At 68.0% G+C, this 25,291-nt stretch carries 10 protein-coding genes; 4 read left to right on the top strand and 6 right to left on the bottom strand.

The window, feature by feature from the left end:
* The first annotated feature begins 203 nt into the window (after nt 1-203).
* Nucleotides 204-1,898: a winged helix-turn-helix domain-containing tetratricopeptide repeat protein gene (locus tag AC1RRF_RS04840; protein ID WP_492833327.1), complete on the top strand. Its 1,695-nt coding sequence runs from the start codon at nt 204-206 to the stop codon at nt 1,896-1,898.
* 44 nt (nt 1,899-1,942) lie between these two features.
* Here the strand turns inward: AC1RRF_RS04840 and AC1RRF_RS04835 are convergent, their stop codons facing one another.
* Together AC1RRF_RS04835 and AC1RRF_RS04830 are read right to left on the bottom strand one after the other, a co-directional pair.
* Nucleotides 1,943-5,488, bottom strand: a complete 3,546-nt coding sequence (locus tag AC1RRF_RS04835) for an RHS repeat domain-containing protein (RefSeq protein WP_492833326.1) — start codon at nt 5,486-5,488, stop codon at nt 1,943-1,945.
* Nucleotides 5,485-16,287: a DUF7507 domain-containing protein gene (locus AC1RRF_RS04830; RefSeq protein ID WP_492833325.1), complete on the bottom strand. Its 10,803-nt coding sequence runs from the start codon at nt 16,285-16,287 to the stop codon at nt 5,485-5,487. Before AC1RRF_RS04830 ends, AC1RRF_RS04835 begins: the two co-directional genes overlap by 4 nt.
* Nucleotides 16,288-16,939: 652 nt before the next feature.
* Here AC1RRF_RS04830 and AC1RRF_RS04825 point away from each other — a divergent pair.
* Nucleotides 16,940-18,043, top strand: coding sequence for a serine hydrolase domain-containing protein (locus tag AC1RRF_RS04825; RefSeq protein WP_492833324.1), 1,104 nt, complete (start codon nt 16,940-16,942; stop codon nt 18,041-18,043).
* A gap of 43 nt (nt 18,044-18,086) precedes the next feature.
* On the opposite strand, the gene phnX is transcribed toward AC1RRF_RS04825, so the two are convergent.
* Genes phnX through AC1RRF_RS04810 form a run of 3 tightly spaced genes read right to left on the bottom strand, consistent with a single transcriptional unit; the run spans nt 18,087 to nt 22,518 of the window.
* Entirely contained in the window at nt 18,087-18,920 is an 834-nt protein-coding gene (phnX, locus tag AC1RRF_RS04820) for a phosphonoacetaldehyde hydrolase (protein WP_492833323.1), read from the bottom strand.
* On the bottom strand, nt 18,917-20,053 hold the full coding sequence (locus AC1RRF_RS04815; protein ID WP_492833322.1) for a TIGR03364 family FAD-dependent oxidoreductase: 1,137 nt from the start codon (nt 20,051-20,053) through the stop codon (nt 18,917-18,919). The genes phnX and AC1RRF_RS04815 overlap by 4 nt, the downstream gene beginning before the upstream one ends.
* Before the next feature lie 11 nt (nt 20,054-20,064).
* Nucleotides 20,065-22,518, bottom strand: coding sequence for a TonB-dependent receptor family protein (locus AC1RRF_RS04810; protein WP_492833321.1), 2,454 nt, complete (start codon nt 22,516-22,518; stop codon nt 20,065-20,067).
* A gap of 221 nt (nt 22,519-22,739) precedes the next feature.
* Here AC1RRF_RS04810 and AC1RRF_RS04805 point away from each other — a divergent pair, with 221 nt between their 5' ends.
* Nucleotides 22,740-23,657 (top strand): LysR substrate-binding domain-containing protein, encoded by a 918-nt coding sequence (locus AC1RRF_RS04805; RefSeq protein WP_492833319.1) that lies wholly within the window; start codon nt 22,740-22,742, stop codon nt 23,655-23,657.
* Nucleotides 23,654-24,961, top strand: coding sequence for a DUF5690 family protein (locus tag AC1RRF_RS04800; RefSeq protein ID WP_492833317.1), 1,308 nt, complete (start codon nt 23,654-23,656; stop codon nt 24,959-24,961). The genes AC1RRF_RS04805 and AC1RRF_RS04800 overlap by 4 nt, the downstream gene beginning before the upstream one ends.
* A gap of 66 nt (nt 24,962-25,027) precedes the next feature.
* Here AC1RRF_RS04800 and AC1RRF_RS04795 read toward each other — a convergent pair.
* The coding region (locus tag AC1RRF_RS04795; protein ID WP_492833315.1) for a hypothetical protein at nt 25,028-25,291 on the bottom strand (264 nt) is incomplete at its 5' end.

The raw sequence follows: 25,291 nt of genomic DNA, 5'->3' as shown, positions 1-25,291 counted from the left end.
GTCGTTGAAAATCTCCCCCGTCGTCCCAAGGCGCAGTTCGCCCCTCGGCGGCATCCCCTTTGCCGTTGTCCCTGCATCCCATTAAGCTTGACGGGTGTCCTGACGGCCCGATGCTGGCGTTCTGATATTTTTCTGATATCTGAGCGAGCTGGCCGCCACGGATGACGCCTGACAATCGTCCGGTCGGCATTGGGGGGCGCGCGGTGTATCGTTTCGCCGGTTTCGAACTGGATCAACGCAGGGCCGAGCTGCGCGGGCCTGATGGCGAGTCCATCAAGCTTCGGCCGAAAACCTTCTCCCTCCTGGTGTTGTTGCTGGAGAACACCGGACGGGTCGTCGGCAAGCAGGAGGTGATCGACGCGCTCTGGCCGAACGTCCACGTGGGCGAAGACGGTCTGTTCCAGTGTGTGCGGGAAGTCCGCGTCGCCCTCGGCGATCACCGGCGCGAGATGCTCAAGCTGGTCCCCGGACACGGCTACATCCTGAACGTCGATGTGACGGACACCCCCGCCGTCCGCCCCGAAGACGCCGCCTCCGCCCCGGCCGAGATCGTCTCCGCCGCACCCCGAAGGGAGGCGCCGACGGCCTTCCCCCGCGGTGGCCGCGGACGACTGATCGCCCTCGGGGTGATCGGGCTATGTGTGGTTCTCGGCCTGGCGGTCGGCGCATCCATATTCGGCCGCGACACCCTCTTCGGGCGCCGGGCGCCGGCGATCGTGGTCATCCCCATCGTCGACGCGAGCGCCGACCCGGAGGGGGCGGAAATGGCGGCGGCGATAACCGCCCGCCTGATCGACGGCCTCGCGCGGATCGACACCGTCCGCGTGGTGATGGCGCAACCGGAACAGGCTGCATCCCTGCCCACGGAGAACACGGATTTCGTCGTACGGGGCGAGCTGCGGCGCACGGGGCGATCATGGACCTTGCAGGCGCGCATGATCCGGACGGCCACGGGCGAAGTCCTGGCCGTGGCCGGTTCCTCGGTCGATGGGGACGGCCACGACCTCGAACTTCAGCAATCGCGATTGACGGCCGGGGCCGGACATATGCTGGCGCAACGTCTCAACGATCTGATGGAAGGCGGCGGCGACCAGACCACCACTCCGGATTCATCCGCCGGCGGCGCCCGCTTCGTGATCGATCAGGCCAGCGCCTCCATCAATCAGACGTCTCGCGAACGTTTCGGCGTCGCCGAGTCGATGCTGCAGGACGCGCTCGCCGCCGAGCCGGACAACATCGACCTGGCGGTCGCCCTGGCCGGGCTTCAGCTCCGCGGGGTCCAGATGGCCTGGTACACCCCTCAGGAGGTCGCCGCCATCCAGGCCCAGACCCAGGCGACGCTTGAACGCGCCCGGCGTGTGAAGCCCAACTCCATCCCGGTCGCCGAGACCTACTGCCGCTTTCTCAGCGCGACCAACCGTTTCGTCGAGAGCCTGGTGGAGTGTTCCAGGACCTTGAGCCTCGACCCCTGGGACGGCCTCGCCCTGTATCATGTCGGCCTCGGCCAGGTTCACCTCGGGCGTTTCGATGATGCGCTGGCGACGTTCGAACAGGCCGACCGGATCGACACGCCCCAGGTGTCGCGCTGGACGTGGCTTCTCGGCGCCGGATGGGCCAATCTCATGCTGGGGAGACCCGAAGCCGCGCTGCCGTGGCTCCATCGATCCATCGCCATCACGCCGGCGTCCGGACGGTCTCACATGCTGCTGGCCGTGGCCTATCAGCAGACCGGCCGCATCGACGAAGCCAGGGCCGCCATGCAGGAAGGGCTGAGGTTGCGGCCCGGCTCGACCGCCCTCAACATCGCTACGCCCTACGCAAACGCCAGCCCGGCGTTTGTTCAGGGGTCCGAGCGACTCATCAGGGTGATGGTTCAAGCGGGATTGCCGGAGCGCTGATCGGCTGCGGGCCGCATCGTTTCGCGGGTCCAGAATCGATCGCCCTAGAACTTCCCGACCACGTTCAGGAACAGACCCCGGTGGTCGTAGTCGAAGTCCGTCAGGTCGTCGCTGAACTCGGTGAAATTGTAGCCGACGCCGATCCTCAGGTAATCGCCGATGTCCCGATCCACGCCGATCAGCACGCCTTGCCGAGTTCCGCCGTCGTCCACGCCCAGGTAGCGGTACTCGGCCAGGGCGTGCCAGCGCCCGCCGATCTCCAGACGCGTCTGAACGGCCAGGAAGGTCGTCCCGGAATCCGCCCACTGGCCCGTCATCCGGCCGAAGCGGACCTCCCCTTCCCGGCGCGCGACCTTGCCCGCGAATTCCCAGGTCGTGTCCGGATTGTAGATCCCCTCCAGCGACACGACCTGGGTGCGCTGGTCGTAGAGCGCCATGCCGTCGCCGGTCTGCGACAAGGCCGAGACGTCGTAGAGATAGGTATGTCGGCCGAACAGGGCCCAACGGGTGCTGTTCCAGGGGCGGTAGGCGAAGCCGATGTTGCTTTCCAGGAAGCGGGCGCCGGCCTCGGGCTGCAGCCGGTCCTCGGTGTCGGAATAGTTCAGACGCCCGGCCAGGCGCAGGCTTTCGCTGACCCTGTGCACGATGCGGTTGGTGGTCACCCACTGGGTGCGGTCCTCCAGACCGTCGTCCTGGCGCCACTCCACCTTGCTCTGCCACTGGGTGTTCCGTGACGTCAGGCCGCCGGAGACGCTGATCGCCTGGCGCTCGACCAGGCCGTACAGGCCGCCGCCCAGGCGCCGTTCCAGATCGGCGTGGGTCACCGTGAAGCCCAGGTTCCACCCCTGCGACGGATAGAAGTCCAGGCCGAAGGTGTGGGCCAGACCCGCCTCGAAGGGCGTCTTCAGATACTGGCTCTCGTTGAACAGACTGGTGCGGTCGGTCAGCCGCCAGCGCTGGCCCACCACCCAGCCGTCGTCGGCTCGGGTGCTGAACAGGGGGTCGTAGTCCGTGCGGTCGGTCGAGGCCGTGTAGCTGGCGTAGACCGTGTGGTCGGGATCCAACCGGTGCTCGGCCGTAAGGCGCGCGGCGTTGCCCCGGTCGCCCGCGGTCAGTTCCGCGCCGACGCTGGATTGGTCGCCGTACAGATAGGTGCCGCCGACCGTCACCGCGTCGTTGCGGGCGTAGGCGCCCCCGTCGTCGTCCAGGGTGAGCTGTCCCTGGCCGTACAGTTCCAGCGAGGGCGTCACCTGCTGGGTGTAGCGCAGGGCCGCCAGGGCGCCGCGCCCGCGTCCGCCGCTGCGTTGCTCGTCCACGTGTCGGATCTCGGCGCCGATCGACGCCGTCTCACGGAAGCGCCATTCGCCGGTGACCTGGGCCTGGGTCAGGGCCTCGTCGCCGCGCTCGGCATGGCTGTAGCGGCTGTACAGGCTGATCGTCGGACCAAGCTCGCCGGTGACCTCGGCGCCGTACTCCTGGACCGGCTCGCCGATATCGGACCGGGCGGTGGAGAAGCCGCCGTCGACGTCCCGCCACCAGGCGCCCGCGGCCCAGGCGTCGCGCGTCAGGCCGAGGTCCTTCAGGTTGACCCGCGCCTCGACCGCGGTCGCCGAACCTTCGCGCGATCCCAGGTTGGCGCTCGGCTGGGTGAAGGTCAGGCCGCCGTTGTCTGAGTAGAAGACCGGCACGCCCGCGTTCTCGGTCCGGGTGTGCTCGACCTTCAGATAGGTCCCCCGCCCCGCCTGCAGGGTGATGTCGGCGCCCATCAGTGAATAGTCGTCACCGGCCCTGGCCTCGTCGACATAGGTCAGGCCGACGCCCAGATGCTCGCCGAACCATTGCTTGGCGCGCAGGCCGGCCACGGTGGCGTCCGGATCGAAGCCTGTCGGCACGTATTCGTAGTCGACCACCAGCACCTGCAGGAAACCGGCCAGGGGCGTGTCGGTGATCAGACCGGGCACGCCCTCGCGCGTGGTTGGGGTCAGCGGCCGCGTCAGCAGGATCCGGCCCTGCAGATCGTCCAGTTCGTAGTCGGCGCCGGGCAGCAGCGGCGTGCGTCGCTCCACGCGTCCCGTCGTGGGGTCCCGCACCTCAATGACCACGCGGTCCGATCCTGGAAGGATGTCGGTCTGGCGCAGGAAATACAGGCTGGCCCCGGTGCCCAGGAACTCGGAGTGGCCCGGCGCGGTCTGGGCGCTGGAGGCGAAGGCCCGCAACTGGCTGACGGGATCGCCCAGGGCGGTCACCTCCCGGCTGCGCAGGTCGGCCGCCCCGCCGTACAGGCTGCGGGAATAGCGGCCGTACTCGGTCCCGCCCAGGCCCGTCTCGAAATTGCCGAAGAGCAGCTGGTTCTTGTCCCAGTCGAGCCGGCCGTAGAGTCGCCCCTGGGTGTCCACGTCGCGATAGGTCGTCGAGTCGTCGCCGTAGGTCGGATAGTAGAGGTCGGGATCCAGGCGACGGAACACGTCCCTCGGATCGGCGTCGAAGAAACCGTCAAACAGCCGGTCGAGTTCGCGTTCCTGGGTGTCGGCCTGGGCGGTCAGCAGGTAGCGGCCTCGCAGCTTGGACTTCAGATAGAAGGCCAGTCGGCCCTCGATCAGGAAATCCTCGTCAAGCCGATCATCGGCCGCCAGCGGGCCGGTCGAACCCGAGACGCTGTTCTGCGACACCGTCAGGTCGGCGATGCCGACCAGGAAGTTGTAGCGCCCGCTGACGTTGATGTGCAGCGTCTCGCTGCGGGGCGGCATGTCGGCTCCCGACATCTCCAGCGTGAAATCGTGCGGCCCGACCGGGACCAGGTATTCCGCGACGAATTTGCGTTCAAGATCGATGGGATGGTCGCGCCCGTTGATCCTCACCGAGAAGGTCTCGGGCAGGCCTCGGCCCTGGATGCGGACCTTCGAGCCGTGCACCGGGATGTTCTGCAGCCGCAGGGCGTTCTCGCCGAACACCTGGTCCAGCTGGCTGCGGCGCAAGGCTTCCTCCACGCTGAAGGCTTCACCGAACCGACGTTCGGTCGTGGTGCGCAGCAGGCGCGACCGGCGCTCGGCCTGCTCGGGCGTCACCAGTTGCAGGCGTCGCGGGAAGGTTTCGTCGTAGACGCCGCCCGCGCCATAGGCCCGGACGATGTAGATCAGCTCGTCGCCCGCCCGCAGCGCCAGATCGGCCGGCAGGACGCCGTCCCACTCCATCTCCGTCACCGCGCCTGAAGGCAGCGGGATCGCAGCGATCGGCGCGACCAGGTCGGCGTCGATGGCGCGATAGACCAGCACCTCCGACCGCTCGATGAAGGCGGAATAATTGTTGTAGGCGTAGAAGCGCACCGGTTCGGCGATGCGCCCTTCCGAGAAGGCGATCTCGGACGGCGCCGAGATGTTCAGCGACGGCTGGCCGAGCGTCGGATCCTCGGTCGCCCAGATGGCGCCGCCGCCGGGCACCGCGATGCTCCAGCGCCCCACCGCCGCCGGCTGCGGGTCCTGGGGCGCCGGCGCGGCCTGGGGTTCCTCGGCTCGGGCCCGCCCCGGCGCGACGATCATCACCGAAGCGCCCGCCAGGATCGAACAACAGCACAGCATTTCCTTGAGGGTCACGGCCGGGCCTCCTGACCCGCCGGCGCGGCCGCCTGAGGCAGGATCACGCCGAAATCGAAGCGGACGGGCAGCCCCGGCGTCACGCGCCGCAGCAACGGATTGTCGGTGCTGAACCGGCTGCCGGGCGGCAGGGTCACGGGATCGACCTTCAGGATGAAGTTGCGTCCGCGCTCCCAGGGTCCGCCGTCGACACCGACCAGGTGGTAGCGGCCGAACTGGTCGGTCTCCACGATCAGCCCCCCGACCGAGGCGATGCGCACGCCGGGAATGCCGGGCTCGCCGTCGTCCTGCCAGCCGTCGCCGTCGCGATCGTCGAAGACCGTGCCGACGATCAGGCTCTCGTCCAGCAGCGGATCGGAGGTGAGCCGCACCTCGGCGGTGGCGATGTTGGAGCGCCTCGCCCCGTCCTCGGCGACGACGCTGTTCACGTGGCTGCCCGGCCGGACGCCGGCGCCGACACGCAGCAGATAGACCACCGTCGCCCGCTGGCCGATCGGGATGTCGATCTGGTCGACCCGGATCGGATTGACCCCGGCCAGGCGGAAGGCGTCGTCGAGGTCGTCGACCGCCAGTGAACCGTCGACATAGGTGAATCCCGCCGGCGGCGTGTCGGTCATGGTGACGTCGACGGCGTCCACCGCCCCGACGTTGACGATGGTGACCGTGTAACGGACCAGGTCGCCGATCTTCACATCGCGCGGCGCGGCCGACTTGGTGATCTGCAGATCGGTCGGATCGGGTTCAACGGTGATCGTCGCAGCGGCCCCGGCGGTCGCGCTCACGGCCGGCCGTCCCAGCACCTGCGCCCTGGCCGAGACGACATTGTCGAGCGGTTCGCCGGCGTTGGCCTCGGCCTGGGTGATGACGTGGGTGTAGGCGGCGCAGTTGGCCGTCGCCCCCGGCGCCAGGGTGGTGGGCGCGCAGCTTAGCAAGGTCTCGGTCCCGCCTTCGTAGGCGTCGCCCACGACCAGGTTCTCCACCGTCGTATTGCCGGTGTTGGCGACCGTCACCGTGTAGGTGATCACGTCGCCGGCGTTGCCCACGCCTTGCGTCGCCCGGTCGGTGGTCAGCGCGGCCGACTTGGTCGCCACGATCGCCGGCGCGCCCAGGATCGGCGTGGTGACCGTGTCCGCGTCGGAGACCGAGACCGCTCCAGGCCCCTGCCCTGTCGCCGTGGCCGTGTTGACCACCCGCCCCGCGTCGATGTCGGCCTGGGTCAGGAGGTAGGTCGCCGTGATCGTGGTCGCATCCGAAGCGCCCGGCGCCAGGCTGGCGATCGGGCCGCCCGACACCGTCACCCCGGCCAGGGCGTCGGCGATCGTCACGTTGTTCAGGGTCACATTGCCTGTGTTGGCGACAAGGAAGCCGTAGCGGATCGTGTCGCCCGCATCCGCGCGTCCGTCGCCGCCGTCGTCCAGCGCCGCGGTCTTGGTCAGCGTCAGGGCCGGCGCGGCCGCCACGGCGACCGTCACGCTGTCCGTCCCGGTCAGCGGGTCGCCGGACGGCGTCTGGCCGGTGACGGTGGCGGTGTTGATCACCCGCCCCGCGTCGACGTCGGCCTGGGTCAAGACGTAGGTCGCGGTGATCGTCGTAGCGTCCGAGGAGCCCGGCGCCAGGGTCGCGATCGGACCACCCGACACCGTCACCCCGGCCAGGGCGTCGGTGATGACCAGATTGCTGAGGGTCACATTGCCCGCGTTGGCGACCGTGAAGGCGTAGGTGATCACGTCGCCGACGCCGGCGCGGCCGTCTCCGCCCAGGTCCAGCACGCCGGTCTTGTCCAGCGTCAGCAGCGGCGCTCCCGTCACCGGCAGGGTCAGGCTGTCGGTCGCCGATACGGGCCCGCCGCCCGGCGCTGCGCCCGAAGCGGTGGCGGTGTTGATCACCCGGCCCGCATCGATGTCGGCCTGGGTCAAGGCGTAGGTCGCGGTGATCGAGCTGGTGTCCGAGGCTCCGGGCGCCAGGCTGGCGATCGGGCCGCCGCTCATCGTCACCCCGGCCAGGGCGTCGGTGATCCCGACATTGGTCAGGGTCTGGTTGCCCGTGTTGGTCACGGTGAAGGCGTAGGTGATCAGATCGCCCACATCCGCCCGGCCGTCCGCGCCCAGGTTGAGCGCGCCGGTCTTGTCCAGCGTCAGGGTCGGCGTTCCCACGATCGGCGTCGTCAGGCCGTCGCTCGCCGAAACCGGGTTGCCGCTCGGATCCTGTCCGTTGGCGGTGGCGGTGTTGATCACCCGGCCCGCATCGATGTCGGCCTGGGTCAAGGCGTAGGTCGCGGTGATCGAACCGGTGTCCGACGCTCCGGGCGCCAGGGTGGCGATCGGGCCGCCGCTCAGCACGATCCCCGGCAGGACATCGCTGATCGTGACGCCGTTGACGGTGACGTTGCCGATATTGGTGACGACGAAGGCGTAGGTGACCAGATCGCCCACGTCCGCCCGGCCGTCGGCCCCCATGTTCAGGCTGCCGGTCTTGTCCAGCGTCAGGGTCGGAAGGCCGGTCAGCGCCAGGGTCACCTCGTCCGAGGCGGTCGCAGTCGCGCCACCGGGCGTGGTCCCGGTCGCAGTGGCCGGATTGGTGATCCGGCCCGCGTCGATGTCGGCCTGGGTGATGGCGTAGGTCGCGGTGAAGGTCGTCGTATCCGTCGCCCCCGCCGCCAAGCTGGCGATGGGGCCGCCTGAAACGACGACGCCCGGCAAGCCATCCGTCAGGGTGAGGGTGTTGATCGTCACATTGCCGGTGTTGGAGACGGCGAAGGCGAAGCTGATGGTGTCGCCCGCGCCGATGCGGCCGTCCGGACCCAGGTTCAGGACCCCGGTCTTGACCAGTTCCAGATCGACCCGCTGGGTGATCCGGGTGAGCGCCGTGTCATCGGCCGCCAGGGTCCCGCCGGCCGGCCGCTGAGCCGTCGCGGCGGCCGTGTTCACCAGGTCGGCGCCGGCATCGATTTCGGCCGCGGTGACGGTGTGAGTGGCGGCGTAGGTCCAGGTTTCGCCGACGTCGAGCACGCCCGCGGTCCCGCCCGGCAGGCTTTCGGACGGCGCCCCGACGACGACCACGCCCCCGTTCGAAAGCGTATCGGTCAGCACCGGGGTCATCAGCCGGGTGTTGCCGCCGTTGGTGACCCGGATGGCATAGGTCAGCACGCCCGGCGCGCTGATCTGCTGCAGGTCCACGTCCTTCTCGACGATCAGCTCGGACATGTCGCTGACCATGGTGCTGGCGGTCGCGGTCTGGGCCGCGGTCAGGTCGGTGGTCACCGAGGCCGTGTTCACCAGGGTGGCGGCGGCGTCGATGTCGGCCTGGGTCAGGGCGTAGGTCGCCGTCCAGGTCCAGGTCTCGCCGACGTCGAGCACGCCCGCGGTCCCGCCCGACAGGCTTTCGGACGGCGCCCCGACGGCGACCGCGCCGCCGTTGGACAGGGTGTCGTTCAGCGCCACCGAGCTCAGCGAACGGTTGCCCGCGTTCTGCGCACGGATGGTGTAGGTCAGCGTAGTCGGGCTGCTGACCGTCGCATGGTCGACTGTCTTGGTGATCAGCACGGCCGGCGCGCTCGAGACCATGGTCGTCGCCGAGGCGGTGCGGGCGGTCGGAGTCTGGGTCGTCGTGGCCGACAGGCTGTTGACCAGGGCCGTTCCCGCATCGATCCGCGCCTGATCGACGGCGAAGGTGGTGGTGTAGGTCCAGGTCTCGCCGACATCGAGCGCGCCCGGGGTCCCGCCATCGCCCGTCGGGCCGGCCAGGGTCGCTGTCGTTCCGTCAGGCAGGGTGTCAACCGGCGCGACGCCCGTCAGGGAGACATTGCCGGCGTTCCTCAGCCGAATCACATAGTTCAGCACGCCCGGCGCCGAGATCGCCGTGCGGTCGACCGTCTTGGTCACCGTCAGGTCGGGCGCGGCGGCGACGGTAGTGGTGGCCGAGGCGGTTTGGGCGGCCGGGGTCTGCGTGGTGGTGGCCGACAGGGTGTTGACCAGGGCCGTCCCCGCGTCGATGCGCGCCTGATCGACGGCGAAGGTGGTGGTGTAGGTCCAGGTCTCGCCGACATCGAGCACGCCAGGCGCGCCTCCATCGCCCATCGGACCGGCCAGCGTCGCCGTCGTTCCGTCAGGCAAGGTGTCGATCGGCGCCACGCCGGTCAGGGAGACATTGCCGGTGTTCGACAGCGTCAGGGTGTAGTTCAGCGTTCCGGGCGCCGAGATTGCGGCCTGGTCGACGGTCTTGGTGACCGCCAGGCCGGGCGCGCCGGAGACCGTGGTGGCGGCCGTCGCCGACGCCGGCGCCGGCGTCTGCGTCGAGACCACGGAGACGCTGTTGGTCAGGGTCGCGCCGGCGTCGATCTGGGTCTGGGTCGCGTTGAAGACCGCCGTGTAGGTCCAGGTCTCGCCGACATCGAGGACGCCGGGCGCGCCGCCGTCGCCGACGGGGGCGCTCAGCACCCCGGCGGTTCCGTCCGGCAAGGTGTCGGTCGGCGTCACGCCGGTCAGGGAGACGTTGCCGGTGTTGGCCACCGTGATCGTGTAGTTGAGCGGGCCCGGCGCCGAGATGGCGGCGCGGTCCACGACCTTGGTCACCCGCAGGCTCGGCGCGCTCGTGATCGTCGTCGCGGCGGACGCCGTCTCCGGCGTCGGAGTCTGGGTCGTAACCGCCGACAAGGCGTTGATCAGGGTCGCGCCGGCGTCGACCCGCGCCTGATCGACGGCGAAGGTCGTGGTGTAGGTCCACGTCTCGCCGACATCGATGACGCCCGCCACGCCGCCGTCGCCGGTCGGGCCTGACAGAACCGCCGTCGATCCGTCCGGCAAGGTGTCGGTCGGCGCTACCCCGGTCAGCGAGACATTGCCGGTGTTCGACAGCGTGAGGGTGTAGTTCAGCACGCCCGGCGCGGAGATCGAGACCTGGTCGACGGTCTTGGTCACCGCCAGCCCCGGCGTGCCGGACACCGTCGTGGCGGCCGTCGCCGTCGCCGGCGTCGGCGTCTGCGTCGAGACCACGGACACGCTGTTGGTCAGGGTCCCCCCGGCGTCGATCTGGGCCTGGGCCGCGTTGAAGCTGGTCGTGTAGGTCCACGTCTCTCCGACATCGAGCACGCCGGGCGCGCCGCCGTCGCCGGCGGGGGCGCTCAGCACCCCGGCGGTTCCGTCCGGCAAGGTGTCGGTCGGCGTCACGCCGGTCAGGGAGACGTTGCCGGTGTTGGCCACCGTGATCGTGTAGTTGAGCGGGCCCGGCGCGGAGATGGCGCTCCGGTCCACGATCTTGGTCACCCGCAGGCTCGGCGCGCTCGTGATCGTCGTGGTGGCGGACGCCGTCTCCGGCGTCGGGGTTTGGGTCGTGGTCGCCGACAGGGTGTTGACCAGCGCGGTCCCCGCATCGATCCGCGCCTGATCGACGACGAAGGCGGTCGTATAGGTCCACGTCTCGTCGACATCGAGGACGCCGAGTGTTCCGCCGTCGCCCGTCGGCCCGACCAGGGTCGCCGTGGTTCCGTCCGGCAGGGTGTCGATCGGCGCCACGCCGGTCAGCGAAACGTTGCCGGTGTTCGACAGCGTCAGGGTGTAGTTCAGCGTTCCCGGAACCGAGATGGCCCCCTGATCGACGGTCTTGGTCACCGCCAGGCCAGGAACGCGGACCAGGGTCGTCGTGACGGAATCCGAGTCCGTGCGATTGCCGCCCGGGTCCGTCGCGGTGACCGTGACGTTGTTTATCAGGTCGACGCCGGCGTTCAGCTGGTTCTGGTTGACCGTATAGGTGGTGGTCCAGGTCCAGGTCTCGCCGACGTCGATCTCGCCCGGCAGGCCGCCGTCGCCGCTGGGGCCCACCAGCGTCGCGATCGAGCCGTCCGGCAGTGTGTCGACCGGCGTGACGTTGCTCAGCGTGGTGTTGCCGATATTGGTCGCCCGGATGATGTAGGTCAGCGTCCCGGCGGCCGCGATCGTGTCCTTGTCGACATCCTTCTCGACCAGGATGCCGGCGGTCTGGTTGACGATCGTGGTGGCGGTGTCGGAGACCGACACCGGCGTCTCGGTCGAGGTGGCGCGCGCCGTGTTGACCAGGGTCGCGCCGTTGTCGATGTCGGTCTGGGTGACCGTATAGGTCCCGGCGTAGGTCCACTGCTCGCTGACATCCAGCTGATTGTCGCCGTCGGTGTCGCCGCCGGTGAAGGTCAGCACGCCGGCCGCGCCGCTTGGCAGGGTGTCGGTCACGTTCAGCCCGGTCAGGGAAACGTTTCCGGTGTTCCGCAGCGTCACGATGTAGTTCAGCACCGTCCCGACCGTGCTGGTGCTGCTCTGGTCGACGATCTTGTCGATCGACAGCGAATAGTAACGGGCGATCGAGGTGGCCGCGTCATCCTGGGGCGCGGTGGTCTGATCGGTCGTCACCGACACGGCGTTGATCAGGGTTCCGCCGGCCTCGATGCGCGCCTGGCCGACGCTGTAGGTCGTGGCGTAGGTCCAGGTCTCGCCGACATCGATGACGCCGGCCACGCCGCCGTCGCCCGTCGGGCCCGACAGGACCGCGGTCGATCCGTCCGGCAGGGTGTCGACCGGCGTCACCCCCGTCAGCGAGACGTTGCCGGTGTTGATCACCCGGATCGCGTAGTTCAGCACCCCGGGCGCCGAGATCACCGCCTGATCGACGGTCTTGTCGATGCGGAAGGCGCCCCGCTGCGACACGGTCGTCACCGCGGTGTCGGTCGCCGGGGTCGGCGTCTGGGTGCTGACGACAGAGGCCAGGTTGGTCAGATTGGTCCCGGCGTCGATCTGCGCCTGGGTGACGTTGAAGAGCGTCGTGTAGGTCCAGGTCTCGCCGACATCCAGCACGCCCGCCACGCCGCCGTCGCCGGCCGGACCCGCCAGGCTTCCCGCCGTTCCGTCCGGAAGCGTGTCGGACGCCGCCACTCCGGTCAGGGCGACGTTGCCGGTGTTGCGCACGGTCACGGTGTAGTTCAGTGGGCCCGGCGCCGAGATCGAGGCTCGGTCGACGGTCTTGTCGACCACCATCGCCGGCGCCCTCTGAATCCGGGTCACCGCCGAACTCGTCGCCGGCGTCGGCGTCTGGGTCGTGACGACGCCGACCGTGTTGGTCCGGTCCGTTCCGGCGTCGATCTCGGCCTGGGTGACGCTGTAGGTCGTGGCGTAGGTCCAGGTCTCGCCCGCCTCGAGCACGCCGATCACGCCGCCGTCCCCGGCGGGCCCCGCCAGGCTTCCGGCCGATCCGTTCGGCAGGGTGTCGGTCGGCGTCACCCCCGTCAGCGAGACATTGCCGGTGTTGGCGACCGTGATCGTGTAGTTCAGCACGCCGGGTGCCGAGATCGTCGGCCGGTCCACCGTCTTGCGCACCGTCAGACCCGGCGAGGCCGCGATCGTCGTCACCGCGGTGTCGGTCGCCGGCGTCGGCGTCTGGGTCGTGGTCACGGAAGCCTGGTTGACCAGGGTGACGCCGGCGTCGATCCGGGCCTGGTCGCCGTTGAAGCTCGTCGCGTAGGTCCAGGCCTCGCCGACATCGAGCACGCCGATCACGCCGCCGTCCCCGGACGGCGGGGACAGGACGCCGGGCGAGCCGTCCGGCAGGGTGTCGGTCACGTTCACCCCGGTCAGGGCGACGTTGCCGGTGTTCCGCACGACGATCGTGTAGACCAGCGTGACCGGCGAGGAGAGCGACGCCACGTTGACCGTCTTGTCGATCGTGATCGCCGGCGCCCTCTGGATCCGGGTCACCGCCGAACTCGTCGCCGGCGTCGGCGTCTGGGTCGTGACGACGCCGACCGTGTTGGTCCGGTCCGTTCCGGCGTCGATCTCGGCCTGGGTGACGCTGTAGGTCGTGGCGTAGGTCCAGGTCTCGCCGACATCGAGCGTCCCCGCGACGCCCGCATCGCCGGTCGGGCCCGCCAGGCTTCCGGCCGATCCGTTCGGCAGGGTGTCGGTCGGCGTCACCCCCGTCAGCGAGACATTGCCGGTGTTGGCGACCGTGATCGTATAGTTCAGCACGCCGGGCGCCGAGATCGTCGGCCGGTCCACCGTCTTGCGCACCGTCAGACCCGGCGAGGCCGCGATCGTGGTGGCGGCCGTGTCGGTCACCGCGGTCGGGGTCTGGGTGGTGGTCACCCGGGCCGTGTTGACCAGGGTCGTGCCGGCGTCGATCTGCGCCTGGGCGACATTGAAGGTGGTGGTGTAGGTCCAGGTCTCGCCAAGATCGAGCGTTCCAACCACGCCGGCATCGCCCGTCGGCCCGGTCAGGGCTCCGACGGCTCCGTTCGGAAGCGTGTCGCTCACCGCCACGCCGGTCAGCGCCAGATTGCCGGTGTTGCTGACCCTGACGGTGTAGTTCAGCACGCCCGGCGCCGAGATCGAGGCCCGATCCACCGTCTTGTCGATGGCCACCGCCGGATTGCGGGTGATCGTGGTCGTCGCCGTGGCGGTCAATGGAGAGTTGATCTGAGCCGTTCGCCCGGTGACCGAGTTGACCCGGGCGGTCCCCGCCTCGATCTCGGCCTGGCTGACATTGTAGGTCGTCGTATAGGTCCAGCTCTCGCCGACATCGATGGCTCCGGCCACACCGCCGTCGCCGGTCGGCCCGGACAGCACCCCGGCCGCGCCGCTCGGCAGGGTGTCGGCGACCGAGATCCCGGTCAGCGTCACGTTTCCGGCGTTGCGCAGCGTGATGGTGTAGTTCAGCACGCCCGGCTGGCCGATGCTGGCGCGGTCCACCTGCTTGGTGACGACCATCACCGGATTGCGCGACACCAGCGTCGTCGCCGTGGCCGATACGGGCGACGACTGATCACTGCTTCCCAGCGCCGAATTGACCAGCGGCGCGCCGCCATCGACGTCAGCCTGGGTGGTCACGTAGGCGACCGTGTAGGTCCAGGTCTCACCCGGCTGCAACAGGCCGTCGGCCAGCACCGATTCCGTCTGCCCGCCGAGAGTGCTGGCGACGGCGTTCGGCAGGGTGTCGACCACCCTGGCGTTGGTCTGGGTGATGTTGCCGGTGTTCCGCAGCACCACTGTGTAGGTCAGCGTCTGCCCGGCGGCGTTGACCGTCGTCGGCCCGCCGGTCTGGGTCTTGGTGATGCCGAGGCCGACAGTCTGCGGGATCGGCGTGGTGGTCTGGCCGGTCGCCGTGAGCGTGGTCCCCGTCCCGTCCCGGGCTGTTCCATCGACGGTGTTGTCCACCCTCCCCCGGTCCACATCGGCCTGGGTCAGGGTGTAGGTCGCCTTGAAGGTCGTGGTGTCCGTCGCGCCGCGCGGCAGTGTCGCGATCGGACCGCCGGTCAGGATCGCCCCGGGCAGCCGGTCGGTCAGGGTGACGTTGGTCAAGGCGCTGGTGCCTGTGTTCCGCACCGTGAAGGCGTAGGTGATCACGTCGCCGACCCCGGCCACGTTGTCAGGTCCGCGATCCAGCACCCCACTCTTGGCCACCGAGAGGCCCGAGGTGGAATTCACCACCACGCTCTCGGTCAGATCGTCTCCGGCGGTGCGGCTGTTATCGACGTTGGTTCCTGTCGCGGCTGTCGTCGTGTTGGTGAGCGTGTTCCCCGCCTGCCCCGTATTGACGGTCCCGGTCAGTGTCAGGGTCGCCGTCGCGCCGGCGGCCAGGTTGCCCAGCGTCCAGACGCCGTTGGCGTTGTTGTAGCTCCCCGTGCTCGGGGTCGCGGAGGTGAAGGTCATGCCCGCGGGCAGTTGGTCGGTCAGGGTGACGCTGGTCGCGGTCCGCGCGCCCAGGTTGGTCACCGCGATCTGGAACGAGACCGCATCGCCCTCGGCCGGCGAGGCGTTGGTCGAGGACAGGGTCTTGTTGGTGCGCAGATCGACGTCGTCGTTCAGGATCGTGTGGGTCGCCTGCAGGGCCGGGTTGCCGCTGCAGCCCGTGTTCGCCAGGAAGATTTCGGCGTTGCTGGGCGTGCCGAGGCGGATGATGACCGTCTCGTCGGCCTCGATCGTGCTGTCGTTGATGATCGTCAGCGGGACCGGGAAGAGCGTGCCGCTATAGTTGCCGGCGGGGATGGTGATCGACAGCGGCGTCAGGGTGTAGTCGACGCCCGAGGTCGCCGTACCGCCGGTGATCGTCAGCGGGATGGTCACCGCCTGGTCGACCTTTCCGGTCACGGTGATCGACGGAACCGTCGGGCCGACGGCGCCTTCCAGCGCCGATGTGGCCGCCGACGAGAACTCCGCATAGGCGGCCAGATCGATCTGGATCGCGTCCAGGAAGTTGCCGACGCTGCCCGGATTGGTCGTGCGGAACTGGATCCGCTGGATTCCGGTCGCGCCAGTGTAGACGCCGGTCCCCGAATTGGTGTGCCAGAGGTTGTCGATCGGGGAGCTCTGCGACGCCAGGGTCTGCAGCACGGTCCCGGAGGAATTGGCGATCTCGAAATTGGCGATCTGCGGATTGGCGCCGCCGGCGCGGGCTCGGTGGGCGAAGAACCAGCCGATGCTCTCGCCCGTGGTGAAGCAGACCTCCTGATAGAGGGCGCCGGGAACATTGGCGTTCATCTCGGCGTGAACGGAGCCCTCGTAGGAGGCCACGCCCTGGAAGCCGCTGTCCCAGAGCTCGATCTGAGTGGCCGTGTTGTTCGAGTTGGCGACAGCTCTCCAGCCCGTGACCGCCCCGCTGTTGAACAGCTGGAAGGAAGGCGCCCCTGGGCCGTTCGGGTTCTGAGCCTCAAAGCCGGTGTTCAGGATGGATCGCTGCTGGGCTTGGGCCGCCCCGGTCCCTGAAAGAATCGTCAGGCCGACAAGTGCACTCGTAAGAGCAGCACGCAGTCCGGAAAGATGGGGCGAGAGCATCCCGTCAAACATAAAAGCTGATCATCACTTCAGAACAAGAACGTCATTCAACTTCCAGAACAAACTCAACATACAAAAGTAACTCAGCAACGCTGATTCCGCTGAATGTGGCGACTCTATAGATCTACGAACATCATTCATCACCACTATCGGAACGCACAAACATCGATGACAAAAACATTGGTCAAGCAAAAGCCCAACCGAATTACAATTCACAAGATTTCGGCTATCACCAGTGTCAAGACAAACCCGATAGCGTTCACAACACGCTCGGAGTCAGCCCAGCAATCGAATGGTGAATTCGCGCATACCCCCACCACAGCCCTCAAAAATCAGCATTTCTATTCCCACAAGGAAAGAAAATACCGCCTCCTGAAACCTTCAGCGCTGATGAATGGAAAATGTTCCCAAGCTTCTCTGAAAAGTTCATTGCACATGAAGCCTTATCGTAGCTTGCATTCGCGAACTCGCCTGAGGCGCGATGTTTGAAGCTACGATCAAGGGGCCCATCGGAACGCTCGATGCATATCCCCAGCCCGGGCGCGCACGCGAAAGACGACGCCCCATGGAGCGCGCCCCTGCTCACAATATTGCCGAAAGATCACTTGAACCCCGGGCCCGCGCGGCGTCAGCTATCGCCATTCTTTGAAGCGGAGGCACCGTGATGATTGATCGACGTCTCTTGGTGGCGGTCGCTCCCGCGGCCGCGTTGGGCCTGACCGGATGTTCCCAGGACGGCGCCGCCGCGCCGGAAGGCTCGCTTCAGCGGCTGCTGGACACCACTGGCGCCCCGGCCGTGGCGGGCATGATCGTGACGCCCGAAGGGGTGAGCTATCTCGAAGCTGCGGGTGTCCGCCGACGCGGCGCGGCCGACGTCGTGACCCAGAATGACCTCTGGCATCTCGGGTCGAACACCAAGGCCATGACTGCGGCGCTGTACGGCAAGCTGGTCGAGGACGGCCTGGCCCATTGGGGCGCGACGTTGCCCGAGCTGTTCCCGGATCTGAACCTTGACCCGGCCTGGACCCGGACGACCGTCGACCAGGTGATGAGCCATACGGCAGGGCTCAGCGACAACGGGCTGATCGATGGGCCTTGGCTGGCCGAAGCGCGGACGGACAAGCGTCCGCTGGAGGCCCAGCGCATCTCGCTGGTCGGCAAGGCTCTGGCCGCGCCTCCGAACGCCAGGCCTGGCGTCTTCGAGTACGCCAACATGAACTTCGTGCTGGCGGGAGCCGCCATCGAACGTCTGGTCGGCGCGCCTTGGGAAGAGGCGATGCGGCTGCGGCTGTTCGGTCCCCTGCAGATGGCCGGCGCGGGCTTCGGCCCGCCTCGAGGCGACCAACCCTGGGGACATCGTCGCCTGCCTCTGGGCCTGTTCGGCCTGATCCCGATGGACCCGGCCTCGGGCGCGGACAATCCCGCGGCCATGGGGCCGGCGGGCAGCGTCCATGCGTCCCTGACCGACTACGCCAAATTCCTGCGGTTGTTCCTGACCGACGGCGGCGGCTTCCTGAAGCCGGAGACCATCGCCCATCTGCTCACCCCGCCGCCGGGGAGCGACTACGCCCAAGGATGGGGGGTCCGCGCCGACGACCCCTGGGCGCAGGGCGTGCGCTACGGTCACGAAGGCAGCAACACCCTGTGGCACGCCGCGGCCCTGATCGCGCCGGCCCGGAAGCGGGCGATCGTGACCGTGTCCAACGCCTTTCTGCCCCGGAAGCGCAACGCCGCCTACGATCTGCTCACCCAGCTGAAGGCGCGCTAGTCCTCGCGCGGCTCCAGCGCGGTGAACGGCGGATCACAGGAGATCAGGCCATTTCTTGAGATGACAGGACGGGCTCGACCCGCCCGCCGGACGCAAGGCGTTCCACGGCGGCCAGCGCCGAAGAGAAGTCCGCCACCGTATCGATGACGATGTGAGCGCCGGCGTCGAGCAGCGCCGCCCGAGCGATCTGGATTCGACGCTCGCGTTCAGCGGGGGCCAGCGAAAACAGCGCCGCCCGATCAAGTCCCACGCCATTGCCCGAGGCCGCGACCCCTACGGTCCAACAGCCGGCGTTCCGGCCTTCCGCGATCCCGACGGGCGCGTCGTCGACCTTGATGCAGGCCCCCGCGGGCCAGACGCCCAGTTCGACGAGCGCTTTCCACACCATCAGCGGCGATGGGCGGCCCTCGGTGGTTTCGCCTGCGCAGACCAGCACGTCGGGCGTATAGCCCTGCTGGGCGGCGCGCGGCAGGATCGCCTCCATCATTGGGCGCGTATAGCCGGTGTTTGAACCGATGCGGATTCCGCTTCGACGGAGGTCCGTCACGATATCGGCGGCGCCGGGGATCAACTCGGCGCACTCGGCGGCCGCGGCGATCATCAGCGGCTCCACCGCATCGTGAAGCCGGTCGATATCGGCATCCTCAGGCGCCTGACCGTGCGCGGCGCGCCATTGCGCGGCAAGCCGGGGCATTGAGAGCAGGGCCGCGATATGGGCGCGCTTGGCCCGTCCCATGTCTTGGCGGACCTCAGCCTCTGTCGCCTCGACGCCTGCCCCATCAAGCACCGACAGCAGCGCGCGGACCGGCGCGCGGCAGCCGAAATCGACCATTGTCCCGGCCCAGTCGAACACCACCGCCTTGATCACGCCGGTCATGCCGCCACTCCCATCTTCACGCCGTAGAGTTGGCCGACGACGTCCTCGGCGATGGCGAAACCGGTCGAGGCGCCCGAGCCGCTCGTCACCATCACCAGCCGGACCGCCGGCTCCGGCGCATCGATGAAGCTTTGGTCCGGTCCCGAGGCGTAGGTGCCGGTCCACCGCTCGGTGATATCGGGCGCGAAGCCCAGAAGCGCCGCATACTCGTCCAGGATCAACCGGTCGACCGCGTCGGACGCAAAGGGCGGCGGCGTGTCGGCATAGTGATGGCTGTCGCCGACGACGAGCGATCCATCGGCGCTCTGGACGACGATCAGATGGATGCCGTTGGCGACGTGGCCGGATTGTTCGGCCTCGAGCCGCGATTTCAGCGTCTCGGCTTCGGGCAGGGCGGCGTACCCCGCATAGCGGATCATGCTCAGATCAGACATCAGCGCGCCCGGCAGACGCACCCCCGGATCAGCCAGGCGGAGCATCTGCAAGCGGCATCGTGTCAGGCCGCGCGCCGCGATGCGATCGGCATACAGGCCCGTGAAGTCATCGCCGGGACATGCGACCACGGCTTCAGCGCGGAGCGCGCCGTTGCTTGTGACAATGTCGGGAGCGGAGATTTCGTGAACGGTCGTACCGCGCATGAAGGCGACCCCCCAGCGCTCTTCAAGCCATCGGGCGAGCGCGGGAATGGCGGTGCGCGATTCAACGCGCAGGTCGTGCGGGCTCCACAGGGCTCCTGATACCGCCCCGTCGGACCGCAGGGGAAAGCGCGATCGCGCCTCCTGCGGGGAGAGCAGCAGACAGCCCTCCCCCATCTCGGTCTCGGCGAAGGCTTCGATCACGGCCAAGGCCTCGGGACGTTGCGCCGTCAGCATCATGCCGCGCTGTTCGACGGCGATCCCGGCCTCGGCCGCGACCTCGGTCCACACGGCGCATGATCGTTTGGCGCGCCGCCAGGTCAGGCCGCGATCCTGGCCGGTGACCGTCACGAAGCCGAAGTTGCGGATCGAGGCGCCGTTGGCCTGCGCGTCGCGGTCGATGACCACGACGCGCTTGCCCAGCTTCGCGGCGGCAAGAGCATGAGCCAGGCCCAGTATGCCGGCGCCGACCACCGCGAGATCATATTCGCGCGACACAGGACGCCCCATCAGAAGGCCAGCGACAGCGTAAGCGAGGCGCTGCGCGGCGCGCCCACGGTATAACGCTGGGTGAAATCATCGAGCATGCCGCCGATGTAGCGCTCGTCGAACAGATTGTTGACCGCCAGCTTGGCCTCGACCGAACGATCGCCGTTCAAGGGCAGCCTGTAGGTCGCCGAGAGATCGACCAGGGTATAGGCCGGGATCTCGAGCTCCGGGGTGTTCGCCGCGTCGCCGGGCGCCTCGCCGATATGGCGAACCGAGACCTGGGCGTTGAAGTCGGCGTCGTGATAGGTCAGCGCGCCGGCGAGAATGTAGTCGGGCGTGCCCGCGACATTGGCTCCCTTGGGCACCTCGACCTTGTTGCCGCCGTAGCTCGCCCCGCGGAAACCGTCCGTATAGATCGCGTCGGTGACCGTCACCGCGGCGTAGGCGCCGATGTTGCGGGTCACGTCGTAGTCGACGCTGGCCTCAAGGCCACGGGACCGCACGCCGCCGTCGACGTTGAAATAGGTTCCGCCGGTGCCTGCCGAATAGTTGATCTCGGGCTGGCCGATCGCGAAGTCATCGGTCAGGAAGACGATCGGGTCGTTGTATTCGATGTGATAGACCGTCGCCGCCGCGCGCAGTCCCGGTCTTGAGTAGCGCAGGCCCAGGTCGATGTTCGTGGCCACTTCCGGCTTGAGGTTGGAGAAGTCGGTGCCGGTCTTCTCAACCGCCCAGTCGCCGATCGCCGCGAAGTTACGCGAGTAGCCCCCGAAGATCTGGAGATCGTCGGTCAGGTCGTAGACGGCGCCGATCGACGGCAGCAGCATGTCGCTGTCGCTGTTGAGCTCGGAAACCGTCGTCGAGATCTGCACGCCCGCGGCATTGAAGTTGCGGTCCTCGACGGACTCGCCGGAGATGTCGACAAAGTAGTGCTGCAGGCCGAGATCGACCGTCAGGCGGTCCGTCGGCGTCCAGGTGTCGGCGATGTGCAGCTTGACCAGATCGGTCTCGAAATTCTGTTTGAAGTCCTCGCGATAGACGACGCCCGAAGCGATGGGCCCCCTGCGGATGTCGATGTAGGGATACCATTTACGACCGAAGTCGCGGTCCATGTGCTCGTACCAGACGCCGGCGCGCAGAACGTGGTCGCCGACCTCCGCGCTCACATTGAACACGGCCCCATAGCGGTCGTGGTTGTAGGTGCTGTTGCGATAGCTCTGGGCCGACGAGCAATCAGCGCCGGCTCTGGGCGTGTTGTCGGGGTTGAAGCAGGTCGAGGACCGCACGGTCTCGCCCGCCAGGTTGGTGTAGATCCGCTCAACGCCGCCGGTCGCGAAAGGCAGCACCGCCCGGCCCTGGTTGTCCGCCAGCGTGGTGCGGATGCGGGAACCGGCATACAGCACCTGCTGCAACGCGCCCGGGTTGGCCGTGTTGACGAAGCGGGGCTCCTGATAGGGCGGCAGGAATTCCCCGACGCCTTCCTGGTGATGGAAATAAGGCGCCAGGCTGACCTTCACCGTATCGGTCGCGTCCCAGTCGAACGTCACCGAGCCGAGGGTGTTCTTCCGGACGCCGGCCCACTCGTCGGCCCAGTACTCGTTGGCCGCCGCGCTGTTCGGGTTGAACACCGACGACGAGCCGTCGACCCGGTATCCCGTCTGTTCGATGAACGCGCGCGTCGACTCGATCACCGGATCGTCGTCGCTGTCGTCGTACGAGCCGCGCAGGGTGATGCTGAGATCGCCCAGGTCGGTGACGCTTTTGCCCTCGACGTGGAACTGCTCCAGTCCCGCCGGGGTCGAGCCGCCGTGCGGCCACAGGTGGGTGTCGAGCTTGGCCGCGCTCAGATAGGCGCGGGTGTTGCCCAGGATCAGGCCCGTGTCGATGTCGGCGAAGAAGCGATAGCTGTCGTAGCTTGCGATCGTGCTGCTGATGCGCCCGCCGAAGTCCTGGCGCGGCTCGCGCGATGAATAGGCGATCGTGCCGCCGAGCGCGGACGATGATGGCGACCCAACATCGGCCGTGCCCTGGTTGACCTGGATGCTGTCGGCGTTTTCGGACAGCAGGTACTTCATCGCGGGCGTACCCCCGAGATAGTAGGACGCGTTGCCCAGCGGGATGCCGTCCAGGGTCTGGCCGATCTTGGAATTACGCAGGTTCACCTCGAAGCCGCGGATGTTGATGCCGTAGCTCCAGGGGTCGCCGTTGAAAGCGTCCGATCCGCGGATCTGCACGCCGGGCACGAGCCGGATCGCATTGACCAGGTTCTCGCCGCCCGCGAGCGCCTCGATCTGCTGCTGGTCGACGACGTTGTTGCCGCGTGCGACGCGCTCGGCGGTGACGATGACTTCGTCGATCACGGTGGCCTGCAGCTCCCCGTTGGCCGCCGCATCCTGGGCGTGGGCGCCCCCCGCAAGCATGATGGCCGCGACCGCCACGCTTGTGGCCAGCCCCTGTTTGGTTGTGTGCTGCACGTCTCTGCTCCCCGCATGAGGTCGATGGACGGAAGCAGTTCGCCGCCGTCGGCAGAGGCCCAATGATCGGATAGCGCGGCTACGGCAAAGTCATTGCGCCTATGCCGCCCATAGGAAGCACCTATTGGTTCGACGGCCCCGGCGTCATCAAACTGACGCCCATGTCGACCATGACGCTCCCACCTCCCAACGCCGCATCAGCCGCATCAGCCGGGACCGGAATGTCGGTGAATTTCCAACATCTCAGGGCGTTCCATGCGATCGCCATCGAGGCGAGCGTAAGCGCCGCCGCGCGACGGCTGAACGTTTCACAGCCGACGTTGTCCCAACAATTGAAGACGCTGGAGGAACGGCACGGCGTCGTTCTCTTCCATAGCCGCAAGTCGCCGCTGAAGCTTTCCGAGGCGGGGCAGGACCTGTTCCGGCTTACCCAGAAACTCTTCTCCGCCAGCGCCGACATCGGCGAAATGCTGGGAGAAGCAAGCGGCGTCGACGGCGCGACACTCAGGATCGCATCGGATTCACCCCCTTACGCCGCCCATCTCGTCGCCGCGTTTCGCCAGCTCCATCCCAAGGTGCAGCTCCGCGTCCGGATCGGGAACGCCCGTGAGGTCGTGGAACTGTTGCGCAAGGCCGAGGCGGATGTGGCGATCGCGTCGGATCCGCCCGGCGATTCCCTGTTCGCCTACGAGCCTCTTTATGCGGATCGGCTGACGATAGGGCTGCCGGCCCAGCACGAACTGGCCAAGCTGGACGCCTTCCCGCTTCCGGCCCTGGTCCGTGAGACGCTCCTGGTCCGCGAGCAGAGTTCACGGACCCGGGTGGTGTCGCAGTCCCTGATTGCGAGCGCCGAAATCGAGCCCGCTACGGTGATCGAGATGCATACGCGCGAGGCCATCCGCGAAGCGATCGCCCTGGGCGTGGGCCTGGGCTTCTTCTTCTCCTGTGAGGCGCCGCCCGATCCGCGCATCGTCTATCGACCGATCGAGGGGAACATCGACGGCTACGGCCTTTCGGGCTACTTGGTCTGCCTCGCGGACCGGCGACGCACCTCACTGATCCGCGCCGTCATGGATGTCGCCCGACCGCTTCGGGCATTGAGCCCGATCGCGCTGCCCGGCCTGAGCGGCGGCCAATGACGTTTTCGCAACGCCTGGACCGCGCCCATCCCGCGCTCTTCTGCGCCTTCGCGGGGCTCGCGTCCTTCTCGGCCTATTTCGCGATGTATGCGTTCCGAAAGCCCTTCGCCGCGGCGACGTTCGAGAACGTGGCGGACTGGAGCTTCGCACTCGATTACAAGATCGCCCTGATCGTCGCCCAGGTCCTGGGCTATGCGCTGTCGAAGATCATCGGGGTCAAGCTGATCTCCGAGCTCGGGCATGCACGCCGGGCGGCCTCGATCGTGGGGCTGATCGTCCTGTCCTGGCTGGCGCTGGTGTTGTTCGCGGTCGTGCCCGCGCCCTGGAACGTCGGGGCTCTGTTTCTCAACGGACTTCCGCTCGGGCTGATCTGGGGGCTGGTGTTCAGCTATGTGGAAGGACGCCGAACATCGGAGATGATCGGCGCGATCCTGTGTTCCAGCTTCATCCTGTCGTCCGGCGTGGTGAAATCCGCGGGCCGTTGGTTGCTCGATGACATGGGCGTCAGCGCCTTCTGGATGCCCGCCGCCGCCGGCGCGCTGTTCTTTCCCATGCTGTTGATCGCGGTGCTCGGCCTGTCGATGCTGCCGCCGCCCAATGCCGCCGACCGCGCCGAACGCACCGAACGCGCGCCGATGAACCGCGACCAGCGAAGCGCCTTCCTGCGCCGCCATGCGGGCGCGATCATCCCGCTGGTCGCGGCCTACGTCCTGCTCACGGCCTTCAGGGACTTCCGGGATAATTTCGCCGCCGAGATCTGGCAGCAGCTCGGCTACAAGAACGTCGCCGCCCTGTTCACGGCCAGCGAGATCCCCGTCGCCCTCGCCTCGCTCGCCATCCTGGGCGCCTTGATGGTCGTGCGCGACAACCGGCGGGCCCTCTTGCTGGTCCACGGCGCGATCATTGGCGGCGCGCTTCTGATCGGCGCCTCGACGCTCGCCTACCAGGCCGGGCTGCTCGACCCTCTCGCATGGACCATCCTGACCGGTGCGGGCGTCTACATGGCCTATACGCCGTTCAACGCCATGCTTTTCGACCGGATCATCGCGACTACGCGCGAGGTCGGCACCGCCGGGTTCCTGATCTACCTCGCCGACGCGAGCGGCTACGCGGGAACCGTCGGCCTTCTCCTGTTCCGCAACTTCGGCGCCGTGCATCTCGACTGGGTCAGCTTCTTCGCGGCGATCGCCTACGCCACGACGGTCATCTGCGTCGGCGGGGTCCTCCTGTCCGCCCTTCACTTTTCGAAGGTGCGGGCGGCCCATATCGTCGGCGCCCCCGCGCCGCAGGGGTCTTCGGCGTGAGCTTGCACTGGCCGGACGGCTATCGCCCGGGAAGCGGACTGCGAGCCCTTTCGCTAGATCCGGCTTTCAGAAGGGCTGCAGCCCGGCCGCGATCCTGAGCCCTTGAGCCGACGCCACGCAGTCTGCGCGCTTGCGATCCATGAAGTCTCCGACCGACGGATCGTCGACGACGACATAGCCGTTTCGGTCTGAAAGCCGCCCCTGCTTTCTGGCCAATGCATAGGTTTCCCGAAGCATGGCCACGTCATAGTAGAGGTCGTGCAAGGTTCGTCGCCAGACAGGATTGACGACCTCGGCGCGGGCGCCGTGCGCCACTTCAAACGCCCGGCG

The organism is Brevundimonas sp. GW821-FHT12C05, assembly GCF_058807475.1.
The sequence above is the reverse complement of the archived record's forward strand: the minus strand, read 5'-3'. Positions and strand labels throughout refer to the sequence as shown.